General features: G+C 63.0%; 17 protein-coding genes. 7 read left to right on the forward strand and 10 right to left on the reverse strand.

Going from position 1 to position 19,973, the window contains the following annotated elements; all coding sequences use genetic code 11:
- The first annotated feature begins 286 nt into the window (after nt 1-286).
- Nucleotides 287-1,567: a DUF3422 family protein gene (locus O3306_RS11170; RefSeq protein WP_272007084.1), complete on the forward strand. Its 1,281-nt coding sequence runs from the start codon at nt 287-289 to the stop codon at nt 1,565-1,567.
- 51 nt (nt 1,568-1,618) lie between these two features.
- On the opposite strand, the gene O3306_RS11175 is transcribed toward O3306_RS11170, so the two are convergent.
- The 3 genes from O3306_RS11175 to O3306_RS11185 are packed head-to-tail and all read right to left on the reverse strand — an operon-like array spanning nt 1,619 to nt 5,219.
- A complete protein-coding gene (locus O3306_RS11175; RefSeq protein WP_442969994.1) occupies nt 1,619-2,494 on the reverse strand; it encodes an ABC transporter permease in 876 nt (291 codons plus the stop codon).
- Entirely contained in the window at nt 2,460-3,467 is a 1,008-nt protein-coding gene (locus O3306_RS11180; protein ID WP_272007089.1) for an ABC transporter permease, read from the reverse strand. Before O3306_RS11180 ends, O3306_RS11175 begins: the two co-directional genes overlap by 35 nt.
- Before the next feature lie 54 nt (nt 3,468-3,521).
- Entirely contained in the window at nt 3,522-5,219 is a 1,698-nt protein-coding gene (locus tag O3306_RS11185) for a peptide ABC transporter substrate-binding protein (protein ID WP_272007091.1), read from the reverse strand.
- 212 nt (nt 5,220-5,431) lie between these two features.
- Here O3306_RS11185 and O3306_RS11190 point away from each other — a divergent pair, with 212 nt between their 5' ends.
- Nucleotides 5,432-7,186 carry a dipeptide ABC transporter ATP-binding protein gene (locus tag O3306_RS11190; protein ID WP_272007093.1) on the forward strand — a complete coding sequence of 585 codons (1,755 nt, stop codon included), beginning with the start codon at nt 5,432-5,434 and terminating at the stop codon, nt 7,184-7,186.
- Nucleotides 7,187-7,218: 32 nt separating this feature from the next.
- The gene (locus O3306_RS11195) at nt 7,219-8,379 is read left to right on the forward strand and encodes a M20 aminoacylase family protein (protein ID WP_272007097.1); all 1,161 of its coding nucleotides are present in this window, start codon (nt 7,219-7,221) and stop codon (nt 8,377-8,379) included.
- Between the two features lie 3 nt (nt 8,380-8,382).
- Here the strand turns inward: O3306_RS11195 and O3306_RS11200 are convergent, their stop codons facing one another.
- From O3306_RS11200 to moaA, 3 genes are read right to left on the reverse strand one after another with little or no spacing between them, the layout of a single operon-like run.
- Complete coding sequence (locus O3306_RS11200) at nt 8,383-9,423, reverse strand: glycosyltransferase family 4 protein (protein WP_272007099.1); 1,041 nt, start codon at nt 9,421-9,423, stop codon at nt 8,383-8,385.
- A gap of 32 nt (nt 9,424-9,455) precedes the next feature.
- Complete coding sequence (locus O3306_RS11205) at nt 9,456-10,742, reverse strand: 3-deoxy-D-manno-octulosonic acid transferase (RefSeq protein ID WP_272007102.1); 1,287 nt, start codon at nt 10,740-10,742, stop codon at nt 9,456-9,458.
- On the reverse strand, nt 10,742-11,749 hold the full coding sequence (gene moaA / locus O3306_RS11210) for a GTP 3',8-cyclase MoaA (RefSeq protein WP_272007104.1): 1,008 nt from the start codon (nt 11,747-11,749) through the stop codon (nt 10,742-10,744). Before moaA ends, O3306_RS11205 begins: the two co-directional genes overlap by 1 nt.
- An 86-nt stretch (nt 11,750-11,835) precedes the next feature.
- Between moaA and O3306_RS11215 the strand changes: the two genes are divergently transcribed.
- Entirely contained in the window at nt 11,836-12,348 is a 513-nt protein-coding gene (locus O3306_RS11215; protein ID WP_272007106.1) for a hypothetical protein, read from the forward strand.
- Nucleotides 12,349-12,354: 6 nt separating this feature from the next.
- Here O3306_RS11215 and glmS read toward each other — a convergent pair whose 3' ends face one another.
- Both glmS and glmU read right to left on the reverse strand, forming a co-directional pair.
- Nucleotides 12,355-14,178: a glutamine--fructose-6-phosphate transaminase (isomerizing) gene (gene glmS / locus O3306_RS11220; RefSeq protein WP_272007108.1), complete on the reverse strand. Its 1,824-nt coding sequence runs from the start codon at nt 14,176-14,178 to the stop codon at nt 12,355-12,357.
- Nucleotide 14,179: 1 nt separating this feature from the next.
- A complete protein-coding gene (gene glmU, locus O3306_RS11225) occupies nt 14,180-15,532 on the reverse strand; it encodes a bifunctional UDP-N-acetylglucosamine diphosphorylase/glucosamine-1-phosphate N-acetyltransferase GlmU (protein WP_272007111.1) in 1,353 nt (450 codons plus the stop codon).
- Nucleotides 15,533-15,678: 146 nt separating this feature from the next.
- Here glmU and O3306_RS11230 point away from each other — a divergent pair, with 146 nt between their 5' ends.
- Both O3306_RS11230 and O3306_RS11235 read left to right on the forward strand, forming a co-directional pair.
- Nucleotides 15,679-16,344: an HAD-IA family hydrolase gene (locus tag O3306_RS11230; protein ID WP_272007114.1), complete on the forward strand. Its 666-nt coding sequence runs from the start codon at nt 15,679-15,681 to the stop codon at nt 16,342-16,344.
- A 59-nt stretch (nt 16,345-16,403) separates the two neighbouring features.
- Complete coding sequence (locus O3306_RS11235; protein WP_272007116.1) at nt 16,404-17,603, forward strand: DegT/DnrJ/EryC1/StrS family aminotransferase; 1,200 nt, start codon at nt 16,404-16,406, stop codon at nt 17,601-17,603.
- Between the two features lie 10 nt (nt 17,604-17,613).
- On the opposite strand, the gene O3306_RS11240 is transcribed toward O3306_RS11235, so the two are convergent.
- Nucleotides 17,614-18,087: a CreA family protein gene (locus O3306_RS11240; protein WP_272007119.1), complete on the reverse strand. Its 474-nt coding sequence runs from the start codon at nt 18,085-18,087 to the stop codon at nt 17,614-17,616.
- Nucleotides 18,087-18,557, reverse strand: coding sequence for a pyridoxamine 5'-phosphate oxidase family protein (locus tag O3306_RS11245; RefSeq protein ID WP_272007122.1), 471 nt, complete (start codon nt 18,555-18,557; stop codon nt 18,087-18,089). The genes O3306_RS11240 and O3306_RS11245 overlap by 1 nt, the downstream gene beginning before the upstream one ends.
- Before the next feature lie 167 nt (nt 18,558-18,724).
- On the opposite strand from O3306_RS11245, the gene O3306_RS11250 reads away from it, so the two are divergent.
- A complete protein-coding gene (locus tag O3306_RS11250; protein WP_272007124.1) occupies nt 18,725-19,888 on the forward strand; it encodes an isovaleryl-CoA dehydrogenase in 1,164 nt (387 codons plus the stop codon).
- Nucleotides 19,889-19,973 lie beyond the last annotated feature (85 nt).

Below are 19,973 nucleotides of genomic sequence, written 5' to 3' on the forward strand. Positions count from 1 at the left end.
ATCGAGAACCCGCTGTTCTACAAGGAAAACACCCGCATGTTCTACGGCGACGCCAAGGACAGCATCACGAGCCTGCTCCCAAAACTCGACTGAGTAAGGCAGGGCCAAGCAAGCCAAGACCAGATGAAATCGGGCAGCCCTTGGGCTGCCCTTTTTTTGTACAATCTGCCCAGCCGGTGGTTCGGTATGCCGCTGTCTACCGTTAAGTCATTGATGTGACGATATAATCCATTTCCTTTTGGTGCAACTTGAGTAGATTGAGCGCAAATTGCCAGGAGCCCGCCCCGTGCCGCCCATCGAAGACCATCCATTGCGTTATCAATTGTCGAACGAGTTGCACGCGCGGCCGTTTCCGTCGCTCAGCGCACCTGCAACTGCCGTCTACCTGGCGATCAAGCGCACCGAGGGCGCTGCCGCGCGAGATCTGGATGCCGACCGGGCGCACCTGATTGACCTGCTCGACCGGTTCGGCGCACCGCACCCGCGTCCCGATGCGAATCACTATTCCGGCGAAATCGGCCGGAACCGGCTGAAATGGGAAAGCCATACTGAGTTCGTGACCTACACCATCTTTCGCGACGGCATCTCTGATCGCGCGTTTGACCCGTCGGAATTCGATGTCTTTCCTGCCGACTGGCTTGAACGGGCGCCGGGCGCGCGGATCACCTCTGCGATCATCCGTCTGGCCGAGCGGCCCGAGGACGCCGTGTTGCGGGCCCAGAACGAGGATTGTTTTGTCGCCGAGAGCCTCGCGGTGGCACGGGTGCTTGATGATGCCGCGGTCGTGGCGGGGGATTTCCGGATCGATCCGGCGGGCCACACCCGCTTTGCCGTCAGTGCATCGCCTGGCACGGGGCCGCGGCGGTTGGGCCGGATCGTGCAGCGTCTGTGCGAGATCGAGACTTACAAATCCATCTCGATGCTGGGGTTCGCGCGGGTGCGCGGCATGTCGGCACGCATGGCCGAGATTGACACGGAACTGACCCGCCTCATCGCGGAAATGAGTGCGGCCGACCAGCCTGCCGAGGATACGCTGAAGGCTCTGCTCGTCGTCTCGGCCGAACTGGAAGCGATGGTGGCGGAATCCTCGTTTCGGTTTTCTGCGACGGCGGCCTATCAGCGGATCGTTCACCAGCGCATCGAGGTGCTGCGCGAAGAGCGGTTCGAAGGCCGCCAGACCTTTGCCGAATTCATGATGCGTCGCTACGCCCCCGCGATGCGAACCATCGAGGCGACCGAACAGAGGCTTGGTGCGATGGCGGATCGTGCGATGCGGGCCGGTGACCTGCTGCGTACACGTGTCGACGTGGAGCGTAGTGCGCAGAACCAGGCGCTGCTGGAGAGTATGGACCGGCGCGCCGATGCGCAGCTACGCCTGCAGCGCACGGTTGAGGGGCTCAGCGTTGTCGCGATCAGCTATTATGCAGTCTCCCTGACGGGGTATCTGCTCTATCCGGTTGCCGCGAAACTCGGGGTCAGCGGTGGCGTGGTGACCGCTGCTGTCACGCTGCCGGTGATTGGTGTGGTCTGGTGGGTGATCTCGCGGATTCGCAAATCGGTGCATTAAAGCGCTTCGAGATTTAATCGAGGCATGAAGACAGTTCGAGGCGCTTTGGCGCTATCGCAAATTCCGCGGATCGCCACGGTCGCGCAGGCCGTCGCCGACATAGACGATGGCCAGCACCGACAGGGATATCAGGGCCCCGGGCCAGAGTGCGCGGCCGGGGTAATCGCTTAGATAAGCGGTGCCGTCAAAAAGCAGCCGCCCCCAAGTGGCGAAATCGGGCGGGAAGCCCAAGCCGAGAAAGCTGAGGGTGCTTTCGGTGATGATCGCCGCCGCGACGCTGAGCGTGGCCGAGACGATGATGGCCGAGCGCGTGTTGGGCAGCACATGGCGGGTGGCGATGGTCACACCCCTTGTGCCGGTGCTGCGCGCCGCCATGACGTAGCTGCGCCCCATCACGCTCAGCACTTCGCCGCGCACGACCCGCGCCGTGGGCATCCAACTGGTCGCGCCGATGACGGTCACGACAAGCACGAAAATGCTCGTCTCGGGCCCGAACGCGGCGCTGAGCGGCGCGCGAAAGAGCGTGATCGCGATCAGCACCAGCGGCAGCAGTGGCAGCGACAGGAAAAGATCCGTCAGCCGCATGAGCGGCCCATCGAGCCAGCGCACCATGCCCGCCAGCACGCCGATCGCCGTTCCGAGCGCGACCGAGACAAGCATCGCCAGCGCACCGACGCCCAGCGAGATGCGCCCGCCCGCCAGCACCCGCGCCAGCAGATCCCGGCCCAGTTGATCGGTCCCCAGCGGATGCGCGGCACTGGGCCCTTGGTTGCGCGCGGCGAGGTCCATCTGATCGACAGGCAGCCCCCAGAGCATCGGCCCCAGAGCCGTGCTCAGGACGATGAGCCCTAACAGCCAGGCCCCGAACCACAGGGCGAGAGGGCGGCGCGCGTTAGTCATAGCGGATCCTCGGGTCGAGCGCGCCATAGGCCAGATCAGCGATCAGATTGCTGACCACGATCAACGCCGCCAGAAGCACGGTTATGGTCTGTACCGTGGGCAGGTCGTTGGCCTGGATCGAAGTGATCAGCAAATGCCCCACGCCGTTCACACGAAATATTTGCTCGGTCACGATGGCCCCGGCAAAGATCTGCGGCAGTCCCAGTGCGATCACGCTGACCACCGGCACCAGCGCATTCGGCAACACATGCCGCAGCAGCATGCCGCCTTCGCTGACGCCGCGTGCGCGTGCTGCGCGCACATAGTCCTGCCCCAAATGGTCGAGCATGGCACTGCGCATGTAGCGGCTGATCTGCGCTGTGGTCTGCAGGCTGAGCACTGCGACGGGCAGGGCCATCTGCCTCAGCTGTTGGGTAAAGCTATCCCAGCCAGAGACCTGCAGTGTCGTGTCATAAACCGACGGGAGCCATTCCAGATGCACACTGAACAGCAGGATCAGCAAAACGCCCGAGAAAAACGGCGGCACGGCAAAGCCGATGATGCTGACCCCGGTGGCGATCTGGTCAAACGCGGAATACTGACGGTAGGCCGACCAGATGCCGATGGGCAGCGCCAGCATCGTGCCAACAAGATAGGCCAGCCCGACTACCCAGAGCGTCTGCGGCAAGCGCTGGCCGATCAATTCCATCACCGGGCCACGGGTCTGCCAGCTTATCATCCGGGTCTGCCCCTCGGCCAGAGCTGTACCGAACAAGTTGTCGATCCACACCGACGGCTCGACCACGCCGAGCTGCCAGAGCCATTTGCCAAAGCGCACATGGCTGGGGGCATCAAGGCCAAGCGCCTCGCGCATCTGCGCCTTGACTTCGGGCGAAATCGACAGCGGCAGCCGGGCCATCGGGTCGCCGGGTGCCAGTTCCATCAGGGCGAACACGATCAGGCTGATTGCCAGCAATGTCGGCAAGGCCATGGTCAGGCGGCGGATGGTGTAGTTCAGCATTGTGGGCGCCTATCGGGGAGCGCGGGCTTTTTGGGCTGCGCGCGCCCGATCCCGTCAGTTCTTGATACGGTGCCAGTCGGCGATATTCCACAGTTCGCTGTCCCAGGCATTGATTGCGACGCCGCCGAGATCGTGGACAAGCGCAGATACGCGGCCGCGATCCACAAGCGGCAGCACGACACCGTTCTCCACCAAAGCGTCACTCATCGCCTTTGCCAGCGTGGTGCGGGCGTCGATTCCGCCGGTGACGGCCATTTTCGCGGCCATCGCGTCATAGGCCGGATCACACCAGCGGCTGACATTGCTGCCCTGCCACTGGTTTTCTGGCGTCGGGGCCTTGCCGCAGGTCCAGCTGGCCAGATAGTTCTCGGGATCGGTGCCATCATAGGCGCCGGCGAACATCTGAACATCGGCATAGAACCTCTGCATCGTGTCCGGGCTGCCCGGATCGGTGCCGAAAAATACCGACGCATCGATGTTGCGCAACTCCGTCTCGATGCCGATCTGGCGCCACCATTCCTTGATCACCGCCTGAAAATCCTGCCGCACGGCGTTGGTGGATGTCTGGAACACAAGGCGCAATTTGGTACCGTCCTTGTCCCGCACGCCGTCGCCATCGCTGTCCACCCAACCCGCCTGATCCAGCAGCGCCCGCGCGCCTTCCAGATCCTGTTGCAGGCAGGCGGGGTCAGTGTCACCGGCGGCGAAGGGGAGCAGATTGCAGGCGGGGCGCCCGGCGGGGCCATAACCGATCTCGGACAATAGCCGCCGGTCCAGCGCCATCGAAAGGGCCCGCCGGACGGCCGCATCGCTGAGCACGGGGTTGGGATGCGCCGCCGTGGAGCGCGCGGCGCCCAAGTTTGGGTCGGGATCGGAGAAATTCACCGCGATCCGCTCGACCAGCGAGCCGAAAGCGCTGATCACCTTGCCTTTGCCACGCGCCTGCTTGCGCAACAGCACATCGGGGCTGAGTTGCAAGTTCCAGGCGTAGTCGAACTCGCCCGTTTCCAGCACCGCGCGTGCCGCGCCCTCGGCGGTGCCGCCACCCTTGATCGTGACCGTGGCAAAGCTGGGTTTCCACGGATCGCGGTATTCGGGGTTGATCTCGTAGACGACAACATCGCCCGGCCGGAATTCCTTGACGCGGTAGGGACCGGTGCCGATGGGCGCAAAGTTCGCTTCGGTACAGGTGGGGGCGCGCGTCCCGAGGCAATCCGCGAATTGCGCGGCCTGCAGAATCGGGGCCTGCGCCCCGACAAACGGCCCGTAGGGGAACGGCTTGGGCTTGGAAAAGACCACGGTGGCGGTTCGTGGATCGGGCGTTTCGACATCCACCACATCCGTGAATTTCGCAACCTGGGCACAGCCGCCGCCCTCTGCGGTGCAATATTGCCAGCTAAAGCGCAGATCGGCAGAGGTCACGGCAGTGCCATCAGACCAGCGCAGCCCGTCTTTCAGCCGCCAGGTGATACGGGTCTGGTCGGCGCTGACGCCGCCATTTTCCAGCGTCGGCAGCTCGTCAACCAGCCAGGGGATCATCTCGCCGGTGGGATCATATCGCACCAGCGGTTCCAGTATGAGGCTGGCAGCGTCGTTGTCCTTGATCCCACCCGACAGATACGGGTTGAGCGTCGTTGGCGACTGCCAGTACAGGATTCGTACCTCGCCATCCGCGCCGCGTTCGGCGGCGCCGAGCGGCAGCGCCATGAGCGTGCCAAGCGCCATTCCCGTGAGCGTGGTGGATAAGGTCATTTTGCGTCCAACATTTTGTGTGAAAATCCGTATCGCGCGAATGAATCGCAATTGCACGGTTAAATCAAACATAGCATCGTTTGTGGGTACAGTTTTCGATTTGTCGCAGTTTTAAGCCACACCGGGCATGTGCCGCAGGCTTGTGATTTGACACCGGCGGGCGGCAGACACTAGCGTGCAAGGCCCGCCGCGAGATCATCCAGAGGCATTTCTTGTCCACACCGCCGATTCTGAGCCTGCGCAACGTCAGTGTTGCCTTTGACCGCGGTGCCGCTGGCCCCGTCATGGCCCTGCGCGGACTGTCGCTGGATCTGTACCCCGGCGAGGCGCTCTGCCTCGTGGGGGCGTCGGGGGCGGGCAAATCCATTTTGAGCCTGGTGGCCCTGCGGCTGGAAGGGCATGACGGGGCAGTGCTGACCGAGGGGCAGATCCTGCTCAATCAATCAGGCGGGCAGGTGGATTTGGCCCGTGCAGATGCCGCGCAGCTTCGTGCGCTGCGCGGCGCGCGGATCGGGCTGATTTTTCAGGACCCCTCGACGGCATTGAACCCAGTGAAGACGATCGGCGCGCAACTGATCGAAGTGCTGGCGCTGCATCGCGGGATGGCACGCAGCGCGGCCCGCAGCGAGGCGGCGGCATTGCTGCGCGAGGTGATGATGCCCGAACCCGAAATGCATCTGAGCCAGTATCCGCATGAATTGTCCGGCGGGTTGCGCCAGCGTGCAATGATCGCGATTGCCCTGGCCGGAGAGCCGCGAATCCTGATTGCCGACGAGCCGACGACCGCGCTTGATGTGTGCGTGCAGGCCGACATTCTGGCGCTTCTGGACCGTCTGCGCAGCCAGCGCGGCATTGCCTTGCTGCTGATCACCCACGACATGGGCGTGGTCGCGCAGATCGCCGACCGGGTTGCGGTGATCGACGCCGGGCGCATCGTCGAAGAAGGACCGGTGCGCGAGATTTTTCAGGCACCGCGCCATGCGGAAACGCAAAGGTTGTTGCGCGCAGCGCAGCTCGGACAGAGCACACCATCCCCGCCTTTGTCCCCGGCAGAACCTGTGTTGGAGGTGCGTGGCCTCAGCCTCGGCTATCCACGCCGCAGCGGTCTGATGCGGCGGATCACCGGCCGGACAGAAGCAGTGCGTGATGTCAGTTTCAGCATCGACCGCGGCGAAACATTGGCGCTGGTTGGCGAATCTGGCAGCGGAAAATCCTCGGTGGCGCGGGCGCTGATGCAATTGGAAGGTTTCGACGCTGGCGAGGTATTGCTGGAAGGCACGGCACTGACCGGGTTGCGCGGTGCAGCACTGCGAAACAGGCGCGCGCGCTTGCAGATGGTGTTTCAGGATCCGGCGGACGGTCTTGATCCGCGTCTGACGCTGGGCGCCCAAGTGGCTGCCCCTTTGCAGAATTACGGGATAGGCAAGCGGCGCGAACGGCTGGACCGTGTCAATGCGCTGTTCTGCGCGGTCCAGCTGGATCCGGCCCTGATGCAGCGCTACCCGCATCAGGTTTCCGGTGGGCAGCGTCAGCGTGTGGCGATTGCCCGGGCGCTGGCGCTGAATCCGGCGGCGCTGATCGCGGACGAAGCGGTAACCGCGCTCGATGCACCGGTGCGGGCAGAAATACTGGAGCTTTTCGGCAGCTTGCAGCGCGAACTCGGCCTCGGCATTCTGTTCATCAGCCATGACATCGGCACGGTCTCAAGGATTGCGCACCGGGTCGCGGTGATGCATCGCGGGCGGATCGTGGAACATGGCCCGACGCCCGCCGTGCTGGAGCGTCCGGCCCATGCCTATACACGTGCGCTGTTGGCCGCTGTCGTGCATCCAGACCCCGAAAAACGCCTGAATCGCGGGCCGTTGCAGGATGCCGCATGGCCCGAGATCCCGTCCGGTTCCGACTTACCGATGCAGTATAGTCGGGTGGGTCCAAAGCACTTTGTTCTGTCGCCGCAAACCGGATAACAAAGACCCGAATTGATACAGAGGAGCGCGTTATGCCTGTCAAGAATCGCTTTGCAGAAATGCACGATGAAATCACCGAATGGCGCCGCGATATCCACGCGCATCCCGAACTGATGTTCGACACACACCGCACCAGTGCACTGGTCGAGGAAAAGCTGCGCGCGTTCGGCTGCGATGAAGTTGTCAGTGGCATCGGTCGCACCGGGGTCGTCGGCGTCATCCGGGGGCGTGAAACCACCTCTGGCAAAGTGGTGGGCCTGCGCGCAGATATGGACGCTCTGCCGATCCATGAGGCTACTGGGCTGGATTATGCCAGCAAGACACCGGGGAAAATGCATGCCTGCGGTCATGACGGTCACACTGCGATGCTGCTGGGGGCGGCGAAATACCTCTGCGAGACGCGCAATTTCGATGGGACGGCGGTCGTCATCTTCCAACCCGCCGAAGAGGGTGGTGGCGGCGCCAAGGTGATGTGTGATGACGGGTTGATGGACCGGTTCGGCATTCAGGAAGTGTATGGAATGCACAACTGGCCCGGTGTCCCGTTGGGACAATTCGCGATCCGGCCCGGCCCGTTCTTTGCAGCGACCGATATGTTCGAGGTGACGCTGAACGGGCGCGGTGGCCATGCGGCCAAGCCTCACGAGACGATTGATCCCATCGTGATGGCCAGCCAGATGGTCATGGCGCTACAGACCATCTCCAGCCGCAACGCCGATCCGACCGAGCAGATCGTGGTGTCGGTCACGTCGATCGATTCCTCCTCCACCGCGTTCAACGTCATCCCGCAATCGGTGCTGTTGAAAGGCACCGTGCGTACGCTCAACCCCGAGATACGCGATCTGGCCGAGACGCGGTTTGCAGCTATTTGCGCGCATACCGCACAGGCGATGGGTGGGACGGCAGAGGTCAGGTATGATCGCAACTATCCGGTTATGGTGAACCATCCGGCGCAGACCGAATTCGTTGCCGACGTGGCGCGCCGTGTCAGCGGCGATTGCGCCGCGGCGCCGCTGGTCATGGGGGGCGAGGATTTCGCCTATATGCTGGAGGAACGCCCGGGGGCCTATATCCTTGTCGGTAACGGCGACACGGCGATGGTGCATAACCCCGAATACAATTTCAGCGATGCCGCCATTCCCGCCGGGTGCAGCTGGTGGGCCGAATTGGTCGAACAGCGCATGCCGGTCTGAAACTCAGCCTTCTGACCACATCGCCTCATAAACCGCGCCGATCCCGTCCGCCTCGCGCTGGATGCTGAAATGGATCTCGGCGGCGTCGCGCGCAGCGCTGCTCATGGCGGCGTGGCGTGCGGGGTCGCTCAGCAGCATCCGCAGCGCATCAGCGGTGTCTTGCGCATCGTCGGTGGTGATTAACCCCGTGCGGCCCTGCGCCGCAAAGCTACGGTAATAGCCCGCATCGGTGGCGACGAACGGCACGCCGCTGGCCATGCCTTCCAACGGGGCCATGCCGTAGCCTTCGTAGCGTGGCAATTGCACCACGGCCGAGAGGCCGCGCAGCAGCGCAGGCAGCGCCTCGGGGGCGACTTCGCCGGGAAAAAGGATACGGTCCGACAAGCCCGCGGTTGCGATCTGATCCTTCAGGTTTTGCAGAAACGCCTTGTCGGCTGTGGCGGCGCGTCCGATGACCAATGCGGTCACGTCCGGCTGATCGGGCAGCAGGCGTAACATCGCAGCGACAAAGCGGTCGGTGCCCTTCTCGGCGCGGATGCGGCCGATCGTGGCAATCCCCCGTGCCCCGGGAAAGCCGGTTGCAGCCCAAGCCTTGTCACGGTCGGCGGCGGGAAAAAACCGTTCCGTGTCAACGCCGTGCGGCACAACCGCGCGCACATGCGGCACAAATTCCGCAGCCCGGTCAGTGGTGGCGATGATCGCATCCATGCGCGAAATCAACCAGCGCGGCACCAGTGAATGCCGCCGCTGGGCCGCAGAGGTAAAGACGATGCGCACCGGCAGGCGCAGCACATCGCGCGCCCAGAGCGCCTTGCGCATTTCTGGGTTTCGCCGCACATGCCAGAGGATGAACGGACGCCCCGAGGGGACTGCACGCGATAGCCGCAGCGCCACAGCGGGCGAGATAGGGTCGGGGCAGCCGGGCAGCGCGTGACCGGCGAGCGCCAGATCGTAGCGGCTGGCCTGCTGGCGCACCACGCCGGCCGCAGTGGCCGAAACACCGGTGAAATTGCGGTTGAAATTGGTGACGATCAGCTCTGGCACGCGGCTGGCCCTTGCAGTGGTTCCAGGAGGTTCTATCGCAGGCCGAGCGCCCGAGAAAGGGTGTCGGACAGTGTGCCCAGCATATCCTCTTGCGCTGCGGCAAACCGGCTGGATTGCGTGCAAAGGGCGCGCAGTTGGTCGGGCTGGGTTAGCAGGCGGCCGATCTCGTCTGTCAACGCTGCGGCGTCGGCGATCTCGACCGTACCACCCGCGCTGGAAAATTCGGCGTAAGCGCCCGCGAAATTGGCATAAAGCGGACCGTGCAGGACCGCCGCCCCGGCATAGGCGGGCTCATACGGGTTGTGCCCGCCCACCGGTGTGAACGATCCGCCTAGGCACACGATGGGGCTCATGGCGTACCAAAGCCCTGTTTCGCCCATTGTGTCAGCCAGATAAACCTGCACCCCGGGCCCAGGCGCCCCGCCCGTGCTGCGCCGGGCCTGTGTCATGTTGCGCGCCTCGATGAGTTGCTGCACTTCGTCGCCCCGTTCCGGGTGGCGCGGCACCACGATCAAGAGCAGATCGGGATGCGTGGCAAGCAATGCCTCATGCGCGTCCAGTATGATCTCTTCTTCGCCGGGATGGGTCGAACTGGCCACCCAGTTCGGCCGTTCGGCAAGAGTTTGCCTGAGTGATTGCAGTTGCTCTGCGTCATAGGGCAGGGGACCGGACGCCGATTTCAGGTTCTGCCCGGTGACGGCGTGGGTAAGGCCAAGATCGTGAAAATGCCGGGTCGTGCGCTCATCCTGTGTATGGATCATTGCAAAGAGGCCAAGCAGATAGCGCGCGGTGCGCCCGAACCGCTTCCACTGGCGGGCGGAGCGGTCGGATATGCGCGCGTTCAACAACGCCAGCGGTACACCTGTGCGATGCGTCTCGCGCAGCATGTTCGGCCACAGCTCGCTTTCGACGAACACCGCCGCATCGGGGCGCCAGTGCGCCAGAAACCGGCGCACGGCACTGCGGCTGTCCAGCGGGGCGAACTGATGCTGGCAGCGCGGCGGCAACCTGCGCGCCAGCAATTGCGCCGAAGTGGCGGTGCCGGAAGTGATCAGGAACGACAGCGTCGGCTGCTCTTCGCCCATATACTCGATCAGGCGCAGCACCGACAGGCTCTCGCCGACGCTGGCGGCATGAAACCACAGCAATTTACCGTCGGGCCTGGCGGCGGTCGCCCGGCCCATACGTTCAGGAAATCTTTTGGGATCAATATCCTGGGCCTGAAGTCTGACGGAAATTCGGCGATAGGCCAACGGTGCGACCAGCCCTGCGAGCCGCGCATAAAGACGCACCAGACCGGGCGGCGCGGGCTGGCGCATCAGCCGCCTGTATGGCTCATGTGGCGGGTGACACGGCCGTCGACGCTTTGACGGGAATAGTCGAAATCATGCCCTTTGGGTTTACGCGTAATGGCATTGCGGATGGCTTCCTGCAATGGGGCCGTGGTGGTCGGAAAGTTCCGTAGCGGTGCCCGCAGATCGGCCATGTCCTCTTGTCCGAGGCACATGTAAAGCTCGCCTGTGCAGGTCAGCCGCACGCGATTGCAGCTTTCGCAAAAATTATGCGTGAGCGGCGTGATGAAACCGATTTTCTGCCCGGTTTCCTCCAGCCGCACATAGCGGGCAGGGCCGCCGGTGCGCTCTGCCAGTTCGGTCAAGGTGTAGCGCTCCGCAAGGCGCGCGCGCAGATCGGTCAGCTTCCAATACTGGCCCAGACGGTCCTCGTTGCCGATATCGCCCATCGGCATGACTTCGATCCATGTCAGGTCGATGTCGCGATCCGCGCACCATTCGGTCATGCTGACAAGCTCGTCCTCGTTGAACCCTTTCAGCGCGACGGCGTTGATCTTGACACGAAGACCGGCCTTTTGCGCGGCGTCGATTCCGCGCAGAACCTGTGGCAGGCGGCCCCAGCGCGTGATGTCGGCAAATTTTTTCTCATCCAGCGTATCGAGCGACACGTTGACCCGGCGGACTCCGACGACGTGCAACTGATCTGCGAACCGCTCCAACTGGCTGCCATTGGTGGTCAGCGTCAGTTCCTTGAGCGCGCCACTATCCAGATGTCGGGTCATCGCGGCGAAAAACGTCATGATATCACGCCGCACCAGCGGCTCACCGCCGGTAATCCGCAGTTTTTCAACGCCCATACCGATGAAGGTGCTGCACATGCGGTCCAGTTCTTCGAGGCTCAGCAACTCTTTCTTGGGCAGAAAGGTCATGTTTTCCGACATGCAGTAGACGCAGCGGAAATCACAGCGGTCGGTGACCGAAACGCGCAGGTAGTTGATGGCGCGATGGAAGGGGTCGATGAGGGGTGCAGACATGTGCGGGAGTCTAGTCCTCGGCCCCGGTAGGGGCAAGGGTGATCTTGGGATTGAAGCGCGCGGGGGCCCCCCCTAAACTCCGGGTCATGAGATACATTTTTTCCATGACGGCGGTGCTTTTGGCGACAGGTTGCGGCACGCTGGGGCTGGACGGTCAGTTGCGCCGTTCCGAGACGGCAGAATCCGCGCCAGTCACCGCGAATACGCCAACTGCCGAAACCCTGCGGCCAGAGGCGCGACCGGCCGCTGCTGGTACGTTTTCGGGCGGCACGGCGCAGACTGCTGAGGCGCTCGATACCACATCGGCGGCGGAAAAGGCGGCGGCGCAGGCCGCATCGGGCGGCCGCGATCTGGGTGTCACGATTGCGTCACTGGGGGCACCGGCAGAGCCGGGCTTCTGGCTGAAGACGCCACTGGTTCGCGAACCCGGCAAGGGCCGGGTCCGGCATGGGGCGACGGGGAAGTCGGTTCAGGTCGATCTGATCCCGATCGACGGGCCGAAAACGGCGGGCAGCCGGCTGTCACTGGCCGCGATGCGCCTGCTGGGCGTGCCGTTGACCAGCTTGCCGGAACTGCGGGTCTACCAGACCTCGCCCTGAGGGCGGTTATTCCACCGTCACCGATTTGGCCAGGTTGCGCGGCTGATCCACGTCCGTGCCCTTGGCCACGGCCGTGTGATAGGCCAGCAACTGCACCGGTATCGCATAGAGGATCGGGCTGAGGACCGGGTCGATCTCGGACATGATGATGGTCTGCCACACGTCTTCTGAGACCTCGTCCGCGCCGGCCTGATCGGTGATCAGGATGATTTTGCCGCCGCGAGCGATGACCTCCTGCATGTTCGAAACAGTCTTGTCAAAGAGCGCGTCGCGCGGCGCCATGACGACGACCGGAAGCTTTTCGTCGATCAGCGCGATCGGGCCGTGCTTCAGCTCTCCAGATGCATAAGCTTCGGCGTGTATGTAGCTGATTTCCTTCAGCTTCAATGCGCCCTCATGCGCCATAGGGTACATGAGGCCACGCCCCAGGAACAGGACATCGCCCACATCTCTCAGCGATTGCGCGATGGTTTGCACCGAGCCTTCGATTTCCATGGCATTGTTCAATGCTGCGGGCAGCCCGCGCATCTTGGACAGCATGTCGGCCAGGCCATCGTCATCGAGCCGTCCGCGCATATGCGCAGCCTTCAGCGCCAGCAGCAGCAGCACGGTCAGCTGACAGGTGAATGCCTTGGTCGAAGCGACGCCGATTTCGGCCCCGGCGTGGATCGGCAGGGCCAGATCGCTTTCGCGGGCGATTGAGCTTTCGGGGACGTTGACGACCGACAGGATCTGATCCGCCTTGCCCGCGCAGTAGCGCAGGGCTGCGAGCGTATCTGCGGTCTCGCCCGATTGGCTGACAAACAGCGCGGCAGTGCCTTCTGTCACCGGCGGTTGGCGATAGCGGAATTCAGAGGCGATATCGACCTCGACCGGCATGCCAGCCAGTTGCTCGAACCAGTATTTTGCCGTCATGCACGCATAATACGCCGTGCCGCAGGCGACCATCGTGAGCCGGTTCAACGCCGTGAAATCAATTCCGTCCCCGGGCAGATGGATTTCCTTGCCCTCGTTTGAGAGGTAGAAATTGAGCGCCTCGCCGATCACGGTGGGTTGCTCGGCAATCTCTTTGGCCATGAAATGCTTGTGCCCGGCCTTGTCGACACGGGCGTTGTCGATCCGGATCGTTTTCATCTCGCGGTTGGCCAGCGTGCCATTTGCGTCGCGGATCGTCAGTGTCTTGCGGGTGATGACGGCGCTATCGCCTTCTTCGAGATAGGTGATCCGGTCGGTGAGCGGTGCCAGTGCGATCGCGTCCGAGCCGACATACATCTCGCCGTCGCCGTGGCCGATGGCCAGCGGGCTGCCTTTGCGGGCGGCGATCAGCAGGTCGGTTTCGCCCTCGAAGAGAAAGCACAGCGCATAGGCGCCTTCCAGCTTGGCGATGGTCTGATGTGCGGCCTCTTCGGGTGTGGCCCCTTGATCGATCATGTGTTGCGCCATCAGCGCGACGGTTTCGGTGTCGGTCTCTGTCCGGTGGGTGATGCCGCATTTGGCCAGTTCGGCGCGCAATTCGCGGTAATTCTCGATGATGCCGTTATGGACGACGGCGACGCGGCCCGCACGGTGCGGGTGCGTGTTGGTCAGAGTTGGCGCGCCGTGGGTCGCCCAGCGGGTGTGGCCGATACCGGATTTGCCGGCCAGCGGTTCATGCACCAGCAGATCGCCGAGGTTGACCAGCTTGCCCACAGCACGGCGCCGGTCAAGGGCGCCGTCATTGATGGTGGCGATCCCGGCACTGTCATAGCCGCGGTATTCAAGACGTTTGAGCGCTTCGACCAGGATGGGTGCAACTTCGTGTCGGCCAAGGACCCCTACAATTCCGCACATTTCATGCCTCTCTATCGCGTTTTTGTTTTTTAAATTTTAGAATTTCGAACAATTTGCGGGCCATGCCCACTTTATTGATTTGCCGCGCACGCCCCAATGCCAATGCACCTGCGGGCACGTCCTGCGTGATCACCGATCCCGATCCGGTCATGGCATCGTCGCCCACCGTCACCGGTGCGACAAGCATGGTGTCTGACCCGATAAAGACCCGCGCTCCGATCTCGGTATGATGCTTCATCACGCCATCATAGTTGCAGGTGACGGTGCCTGCACCCACGTTGGTGTCCGCACCGACATGCGCATCACCGATATAGCTCAGGTGGTTGATCTTGGCACCTTCGTCCAGCACCGCATTCTTGATCTCGACAAAGTTGCCGACTTTCACCTTTTCGGCCAGTTCGGCCCCCGGACGCAAACGCGCATAGGGGCCAACGACGGCACCGCGGGCGACATGGCACCCTTCCAGATGTGAAAACGCCCTGATGTGGCTATCGTTCTCGATCGTGACGCCGGGCGCAAATACCACGTTCTGTTCAACCAGCGTGCCGGGGCCGATCATCGTGTCATAGGCGAAATAGACGCTGTCGGGCGCGTAGAAGATCACGCCGTTCTCGACCGCCTCGTTGCGCGCGCGTGCCTGAAAGAGCGCCTCTGCCTGCGCCAGTTCGGCACGCGAGTTCACCCCGAGCGTTTCAGCCTCGTCGCAGGCCACTGCCGTGGCGCTGAGGCCGCGGTCGCGCGCGATACCGATGATATCGGTCAGGTAGTACTCTCCAGAGGCGTTGTCATTGCCGACGGCCTCGATCAGATCGAACAGGACCTCGGTTTTCGCGGCGATGACGCCACTGTTGCAAAAGTCGATTGCCCGGGTGGCCTCGTCCGCGTCCTTGAATTCCACAATCCGTTCCAGCATGTCGCCTTGCATCACCAATCGACCGTAGCGGCCCGGGTCGGCGGCGGTAAATCCCAGCACGACCACGTCATGGTTCTGCCGTGCCTCGACCATCCGTTCCAGGGTTTCGGGTTGGATAAAGGGCGTGTCGCCATAAAGCACGATGGAATCGCCCTCGTGGCCTTCCAGCGCGGTTGCGGCCTGTTTCACCGCGTGGGCGGTGCCCTCTTGCGTGGTTTGCAGGACGATCGTGGCGTCAGGGTCATGATCCAGCGCAGCGGCGCTGACGGCTTCGGCGCCGTGGCCCGCGACGATCACCGTCCGGTCCGGCTCGAGCGTGGCGCCAGCGCGCATGGCATGCACCAGCATAGGCGCGCCCGCTATGGGATGCAGCACCTTCGGCAAATCGGATTTCATCCGCGTGCCTTTGCCAGCGGCCAAAATGATCAATGCAATGTTCATTGGATTCTCTTTGCCTTCAGATCGTGTCTCTTTTATCTGCTGTTGAAACTTGTGCAAGGCGGGCGTGCATCAATTGACATTGCCGAATGTGTCAGAACTGCGCGGAAAAACGCCCGTTTTGGCGTTAGGGATAGGAAATCAACAGCATGCGGACAGTTGTATTCGATCTGGATGGTACATTGGCCGACACCAGCGGCGACCTCATCGCGGCGGCGAATGCCTGTTTCCGGCAGATGGGAGAGGGCGACATCTTGGTGCCGGAGACCGATGCGGCCACGGCGCTGCGCGGCGGGCGCGCGATGCTGACGCTCGGGCTGACGCGGCTGGGACAGGCAGCCGAGCCGACTTTGCTGGATCGGTTTTATCCGGTGCTGCTGGACGCCTATGAGCAGGCGATTGACACGCATACGGTCTTTTACCCCCGCGCAATGGAAACGGTCGAGGCGCTGAAACGCGACGGGTACAAGGTGGCGATCTGTACCAACAAGCCGGAATACCTGGCCCGGCTGCTGATGGATCGGTTGGGCGCGCTGGACAGTTTTGGTGCGCTGATCGGTGCCGATACCCTGCCGGTGCGAAAACCTGACCCCGAACCGCTGCGCGAAGCCGCGCGACGGGCGGGCGGCGATCCGGCGCGGGCCCTGCTGGTGGGCGATACGGTGACAGACCGCGAGACATCGCGCGCGGCAGGTCTGCCGTCGGTGCTGGTCCGTTTCGGGCCGGGGGATGATGCGCTGGACGATCTGACGCCCGAGGCGATCATCGATCATTTCGATGAATTGCCCGACGTGGTGCGCAAATTGATCGGATAGGTGGCGTTTTCGGTAGCGGGTCATTGACCCGGGGCCGCCACCGCGTAGATGCTGCGCATATGACAGAAATATTCACAGGAAGTTTCACCCAGCAGGAGCCGATCCCCGAGGAGGGGATTGCGGCGGCGCTGGAGGTGATGCGCTCGGGCCGGTTGCATCGGTACAATCTTGCGCCGGGCGAAGTGGGGGAGGCGGCGCTTCTGGAGCGCGAATTTGCCGCCTACACGGGGGCCAGATATGCGTTGGCTGTCGCCTCGGGGGGCTATGCCATGGCCACCGCGCTGCGCGCCATCGGTGTCGGGCCGGGCGAAAAGGTGCTGACCAATGCCTTTACCCTGGCGCCAGTGCCGGGGGCCATCGCCAGCGTGAACGCGGTGCCGGTGTTTGTGGGCGTGACCGAGGGGCTGACCATCGACCTCGATGATCTGGCGGCCAAAGCGGATCAATCCAGCGTGCTGATGCTGAGCCATATGCGCGGGCATCTGGCGGATATGGACCGGCTTTTGCAGATATGCAAAGCGGCGGGCATTACCGTGATCGAGGATTGCGCACATACGATGGGCGCAGCGTGGCGGGGTCGCCCGTCGGGCCGCGACGGGCTGATCGGCTGCTATTCGATGCAGACCTACAAGCATGTCAATTCCGGTGAGGGCGGATTTCTGATTACCGATGACGCCGAGGTGATGGCGCGGGCGATCATGCTGTCGGGGTCCTACATGCTCTACGGGCGCAACGGCACCCCGCCGCCGGAAGAGGTGTTCGAGCGGGTGAAGTATGTCACGCCCAACGTGTCGGGCCGGATGGACAACCTGCGCGCGGCGATCCTGCGCCCGCAACTGGCGCGGCTGGATACGCAATGCGCGGCGTGGAACGCGCGCTATCGCACGGTTGAAGAGGGGCTGCGCGGCACTCCGGGTTTGCGGATCGTCGAGCGCCCGGAAGAGGAAACCTATGTCGGGTCATCTATCCAGTTCCTGCTGCTCGATTGGGGCGATGATGCAATCGCCGACGTGATCGCGCGGTGTCTGGCGCGCGGGGTCGAGCTGAAATGGTTCGGCGGCGCTGAGCCCACCGGTTTTACCAGCCGCTACGACAGCTGGCGCTACGCCCCGTCAGAACGGATGCCCGCGACGGACCGCATCCTGAAGGGGATCGTTGACATGCGCCTGCCGCTGACCTTCAGCTTGGATGATTGCGCGCAGATCGCGCGCATCATCCGCGCCGAAGTGGGGGCGGTCTGGCAGGCGCGAGCGGGCTGAGGCACGGCCATTACTTGCCGTCGGCGGCGCCTTGCGGGATCGGCACCGTCGAGATGGATACCTTGGCCGAACCTTGGGTCAGTTCACGCGTGTGGGCGACGTAGATCAGCGTATGATTGGCCGCGTCATAGATGCGTTTGACCCTCAAGGATTTGAGAACGATCGACCGGCTGGTGCGGAACACGTCCTCGCCCCCTTCGGAACGGTCGATATTGCCCAGCGTGATTGGCCCGGTTTGCTGGCACTCAATGGCGCTGTTCGAAGGATCTTCGAACCAGTTCCCGTTGGCCAGCCGATCAATAACGCCGCGACTGAAATAGGCCAGGTGACAGGTGACTCCGTTGACCTTGGGATCGCGCACCGCTTCGATCACGATATCGTTGCCTGCCCAATCCACGCCAATTTCACCGATCTGATCTGATAAGGCGGCGCGGGGGAGCGCGGCAATCGCGACCACCCCGAGCCAAAGGCCGATGCGTCCCATCAAAAGCGCAACTTTGCGTGGTCGCCCAGATCGGGCGTCTCGTCGGTAACGGCAGCCTTGGCCAATTCGTAAAGCGCCCTGGGTTTGCCGTCCGTGGCCCAGATCTCGGCCTTTTCGGGCGTGAAGCGAACAAGGCAAATATCCGCATCCTCGCGCCCGTCATCAAACCAGATGGCGGCCATCGGCGACCAGAGTTCGTCAAGCTTTTCGTTGTTGGCCTCAACGCTGAGCCTGCCGTCGATCGCGGCATAAAGCTGACCGTGCGCGCAGGCGAGGATATGCTGCGCCTTTGACCCGGCGCGCGCCGCATCGGCAATGTCCGTACCTTGCGCGGTGATGAACCATAGCGCCTTATCGTCTTTGCTGACTTGATGCGCCATCGGGCGGGGCGGCGCGTCGGCGGCGGACAGCATTCCGGCGGTGATCTTCTCGGCGCGGTTCCAGAATTCGTCCATCATCATGTCGGTCATGTCGATTTGCTCCTGTGCAGGTTGGGTTTGCGGGCTTAACGTGTTGGGTGAGCCGGTTGTTCCCTGCCGGTGCCCCGATCCGCTGCAATGCCGGGATTGACCGGTATGGGCGCGGTGGTATATAAATGAACAAGTGTTCAATAAATCCATTCCGGGAGATATGGCCGATGTTTAACGCCGCGATGCAATTCGATCTGGGAGAGGACGTGAACGCGCTGCGCGACATGGTCCATCGCTGGGCACAAGAGCGGGTCCGGCCAATGGCGGGCGAGATTGACCGCGAGAATGTCTTTCCGCACGCCTTGTGGGCCGAGATGGGCGAGTTGGGCCTCTTGGGGATCACTGTGCCGGAGGAATTCGGTGGTGCGGGGATGTCCTACCTCGCCCATGTGATCGCGGTAGAGGAAATCGCCCGCGCCAGTGCCTCGGTCTCGCTCAGCTACGGGGCGCATTCCAACCTCTGCGTGAACCAGATCAAGCTGAACGGCACGCCCGAACAGCGGCAGAAATATTTGCCCAAGCTGGTCAGCGGTGAACATGTCGGTGCTCTGGCCATGTCCGAGGCGGGGGCGGGCAGCGATGTGGTCAGCATGAAACTGCGTGCCGAAAAGCGCAACGACCACTACCGCCTGAATGGCAACAAATACTGGATTACCAACGGACCCGACGCTGACACGCTGGTGGTCTATGCCAAGACCGACCCGGAGGCAGGCAGCAAGGGTATCACCGCCTTTCTGATCGAGAAATCGATGACGGGTTTCAGTACAAGCCCGCATTTCGACAAGCTGGGCATGCGCGGCTCGAACACCGCCGAGTTGATCTTCGACAATGTTGAAGTGCCGTTCGAGAACATCCTCGGTGAAGAAGGCCGGGGCGTGCGGGTTTTGATGTCTGGCCTCGACTACGAACGCGTCGTGTTGGCGGGTATTGGCACGGGCATCATGGCGGCCTGTCTGGACGAGGTCATGCCATACCTCGCCGAGCGCAAGCAGTTCGGCCAGCCGATCGGGAATTTCCAGCTGATGCAGGGCAAGATCGCGGACATGTATACCGCGATGAATTCGGCCCGCGCCTATGTCTACGAGGTCGCCAAGGCATGTGATCGGGGCGATGTCACGCGTCAGGACGCCGCTGCCTGCTGCCTCTACGCAAGCGAGCAGGCGATGGTGCAGGCGCATCAGGCCGTTCAGGCGATGGGCGGCGCGGGCTTTCTGAACGACGCGCCGGTCGCGCGATTGTTCCGCGATGCCAAGCTGATGGAAATCGGCGCAGGCACGTCCGAGATCCGGCGTATGCTGGTCGGGCGCGAACTGATGGGGGCGATGAGGTGAATCGAACCATGATCGCAACCCTTTTGCTGACGGCGCCCGCCACGGTGGCCAACCTTTTGCCCGCGGCGGCGCGCCAGTCGATCCA

The organism is Roseovarius sp. ZX-A-9 (genome assembly GCF_028369135.1).
Taxonomy (GTDB): Bacteria; Pseudomonadota; Alphaproteobacteria; order Rhodobacterales; family Rhodobacteraceae; genus Roseovarius.

What these genes read in the sequence shown, in the direction of transcription:
- O3306_RS11175 (WP_442969994.1), bottom strand. Translation starts at nt 2,494, where the DNA reads ATGGCGCGCTCGACCCGAGGATCCGCTATGACTAACGCGCGCCGCCCT.
- O3306_RS11180 (WP_272007089.1), bottom strand. Translation starts at nt 3,467, where the DNA reads ATGCTGAACTACACCATCCGCCGCCTGACCATGGCCTTGCCGACATTG.
- O3306_RS11185 (WP_272007091.1), bottom strand. Translation starts at nt 5,219, where the DNA reads ATGACCTTATCCACCACGCTCACGGGAATGGCGCTTGGCACGCTCATG.
- O3306_RS11195 (WP_272007097.1), top strand. Translation starts at nt 7,219, where the DNA reads ATGCCTGTCAAGAATCGCTTTGCAGAAATGCACGATGAAATCACCGAA.
- O3306_RS11205 (WP_272007102.1), bottom strand. Translation starts at nt 10,742, where the DNA reads ATGCGCCAGCCCGCGCCGCCCGGTCTGGTGCGTCTTTATGCGCGGCTC.
- moaA (WP_272007104.1), bottom strand. Translation starts at nt 11,749, where the DNA reads ATGTCTGCACCCCTCATCGACCCCTTCCATCGCGCCATCAACTACCTG.
- O3306_RS11215 (WP_272007106.1), top strand. Translation starts at nt 11,836, where the DNA reads ATGAGATACATTTTTTCCATGACGGCGGTGCTTTTGGCGACAGGTTGC.
- glmS (WP_272007108.1), bottom strand. Translation starts at nt 14,178, where the DNA reads ATGTGCGGAATTGTAGGGGTCCTTGGCCGACACGAAGTTGCACCCATC.
- glmU (WP_272007111.1), bottom strand. Translation starts at nt 15,532, where the DNA reads ATGAACATTGCATTGATCATTTTGGCCGCTGGCAAAGGCACGCGGATG.
- O3306_RS11230 (WP_272007114.1), top strand. Translation starts at nt 15,679, where the DNA reads ATGCGGACAGTTGTATTCGATCTGGATGGTACATTGGCCGACACCAGC.
- O3306_RS11235 (WP_272007116.1), top strand. Translation starts at nt 16,404, where the DNA reads ATGACAGAAATATTCACAGGAAGTTTCACCCAGCAGGAGCCGATCCCC.
- O3306_RS11240 (WP_272007119.1), bottom strand. Translation starts at nt 18,087, where the DNA reads ATGGGACGCATCGGCCTTTGGCTCGGGGTGGTCGCGATTGCCGCGCTC.
- O3306_RS11245 (WP_272007122.1), bottom strand. Translation starts at nt 18,557, where the DNA reads ATGACCGACATGATGATGGACGAATTCTGGAACCGCGCCGAGAAGATC.
- O3306_RS11250 (WP_272007124.1), top strand. Translation starts at nt 18,725, where the DNA reads ATGTTTAACGCCGCGATGCAATTCGATCTGGGAGAGGACGTGAACGCG.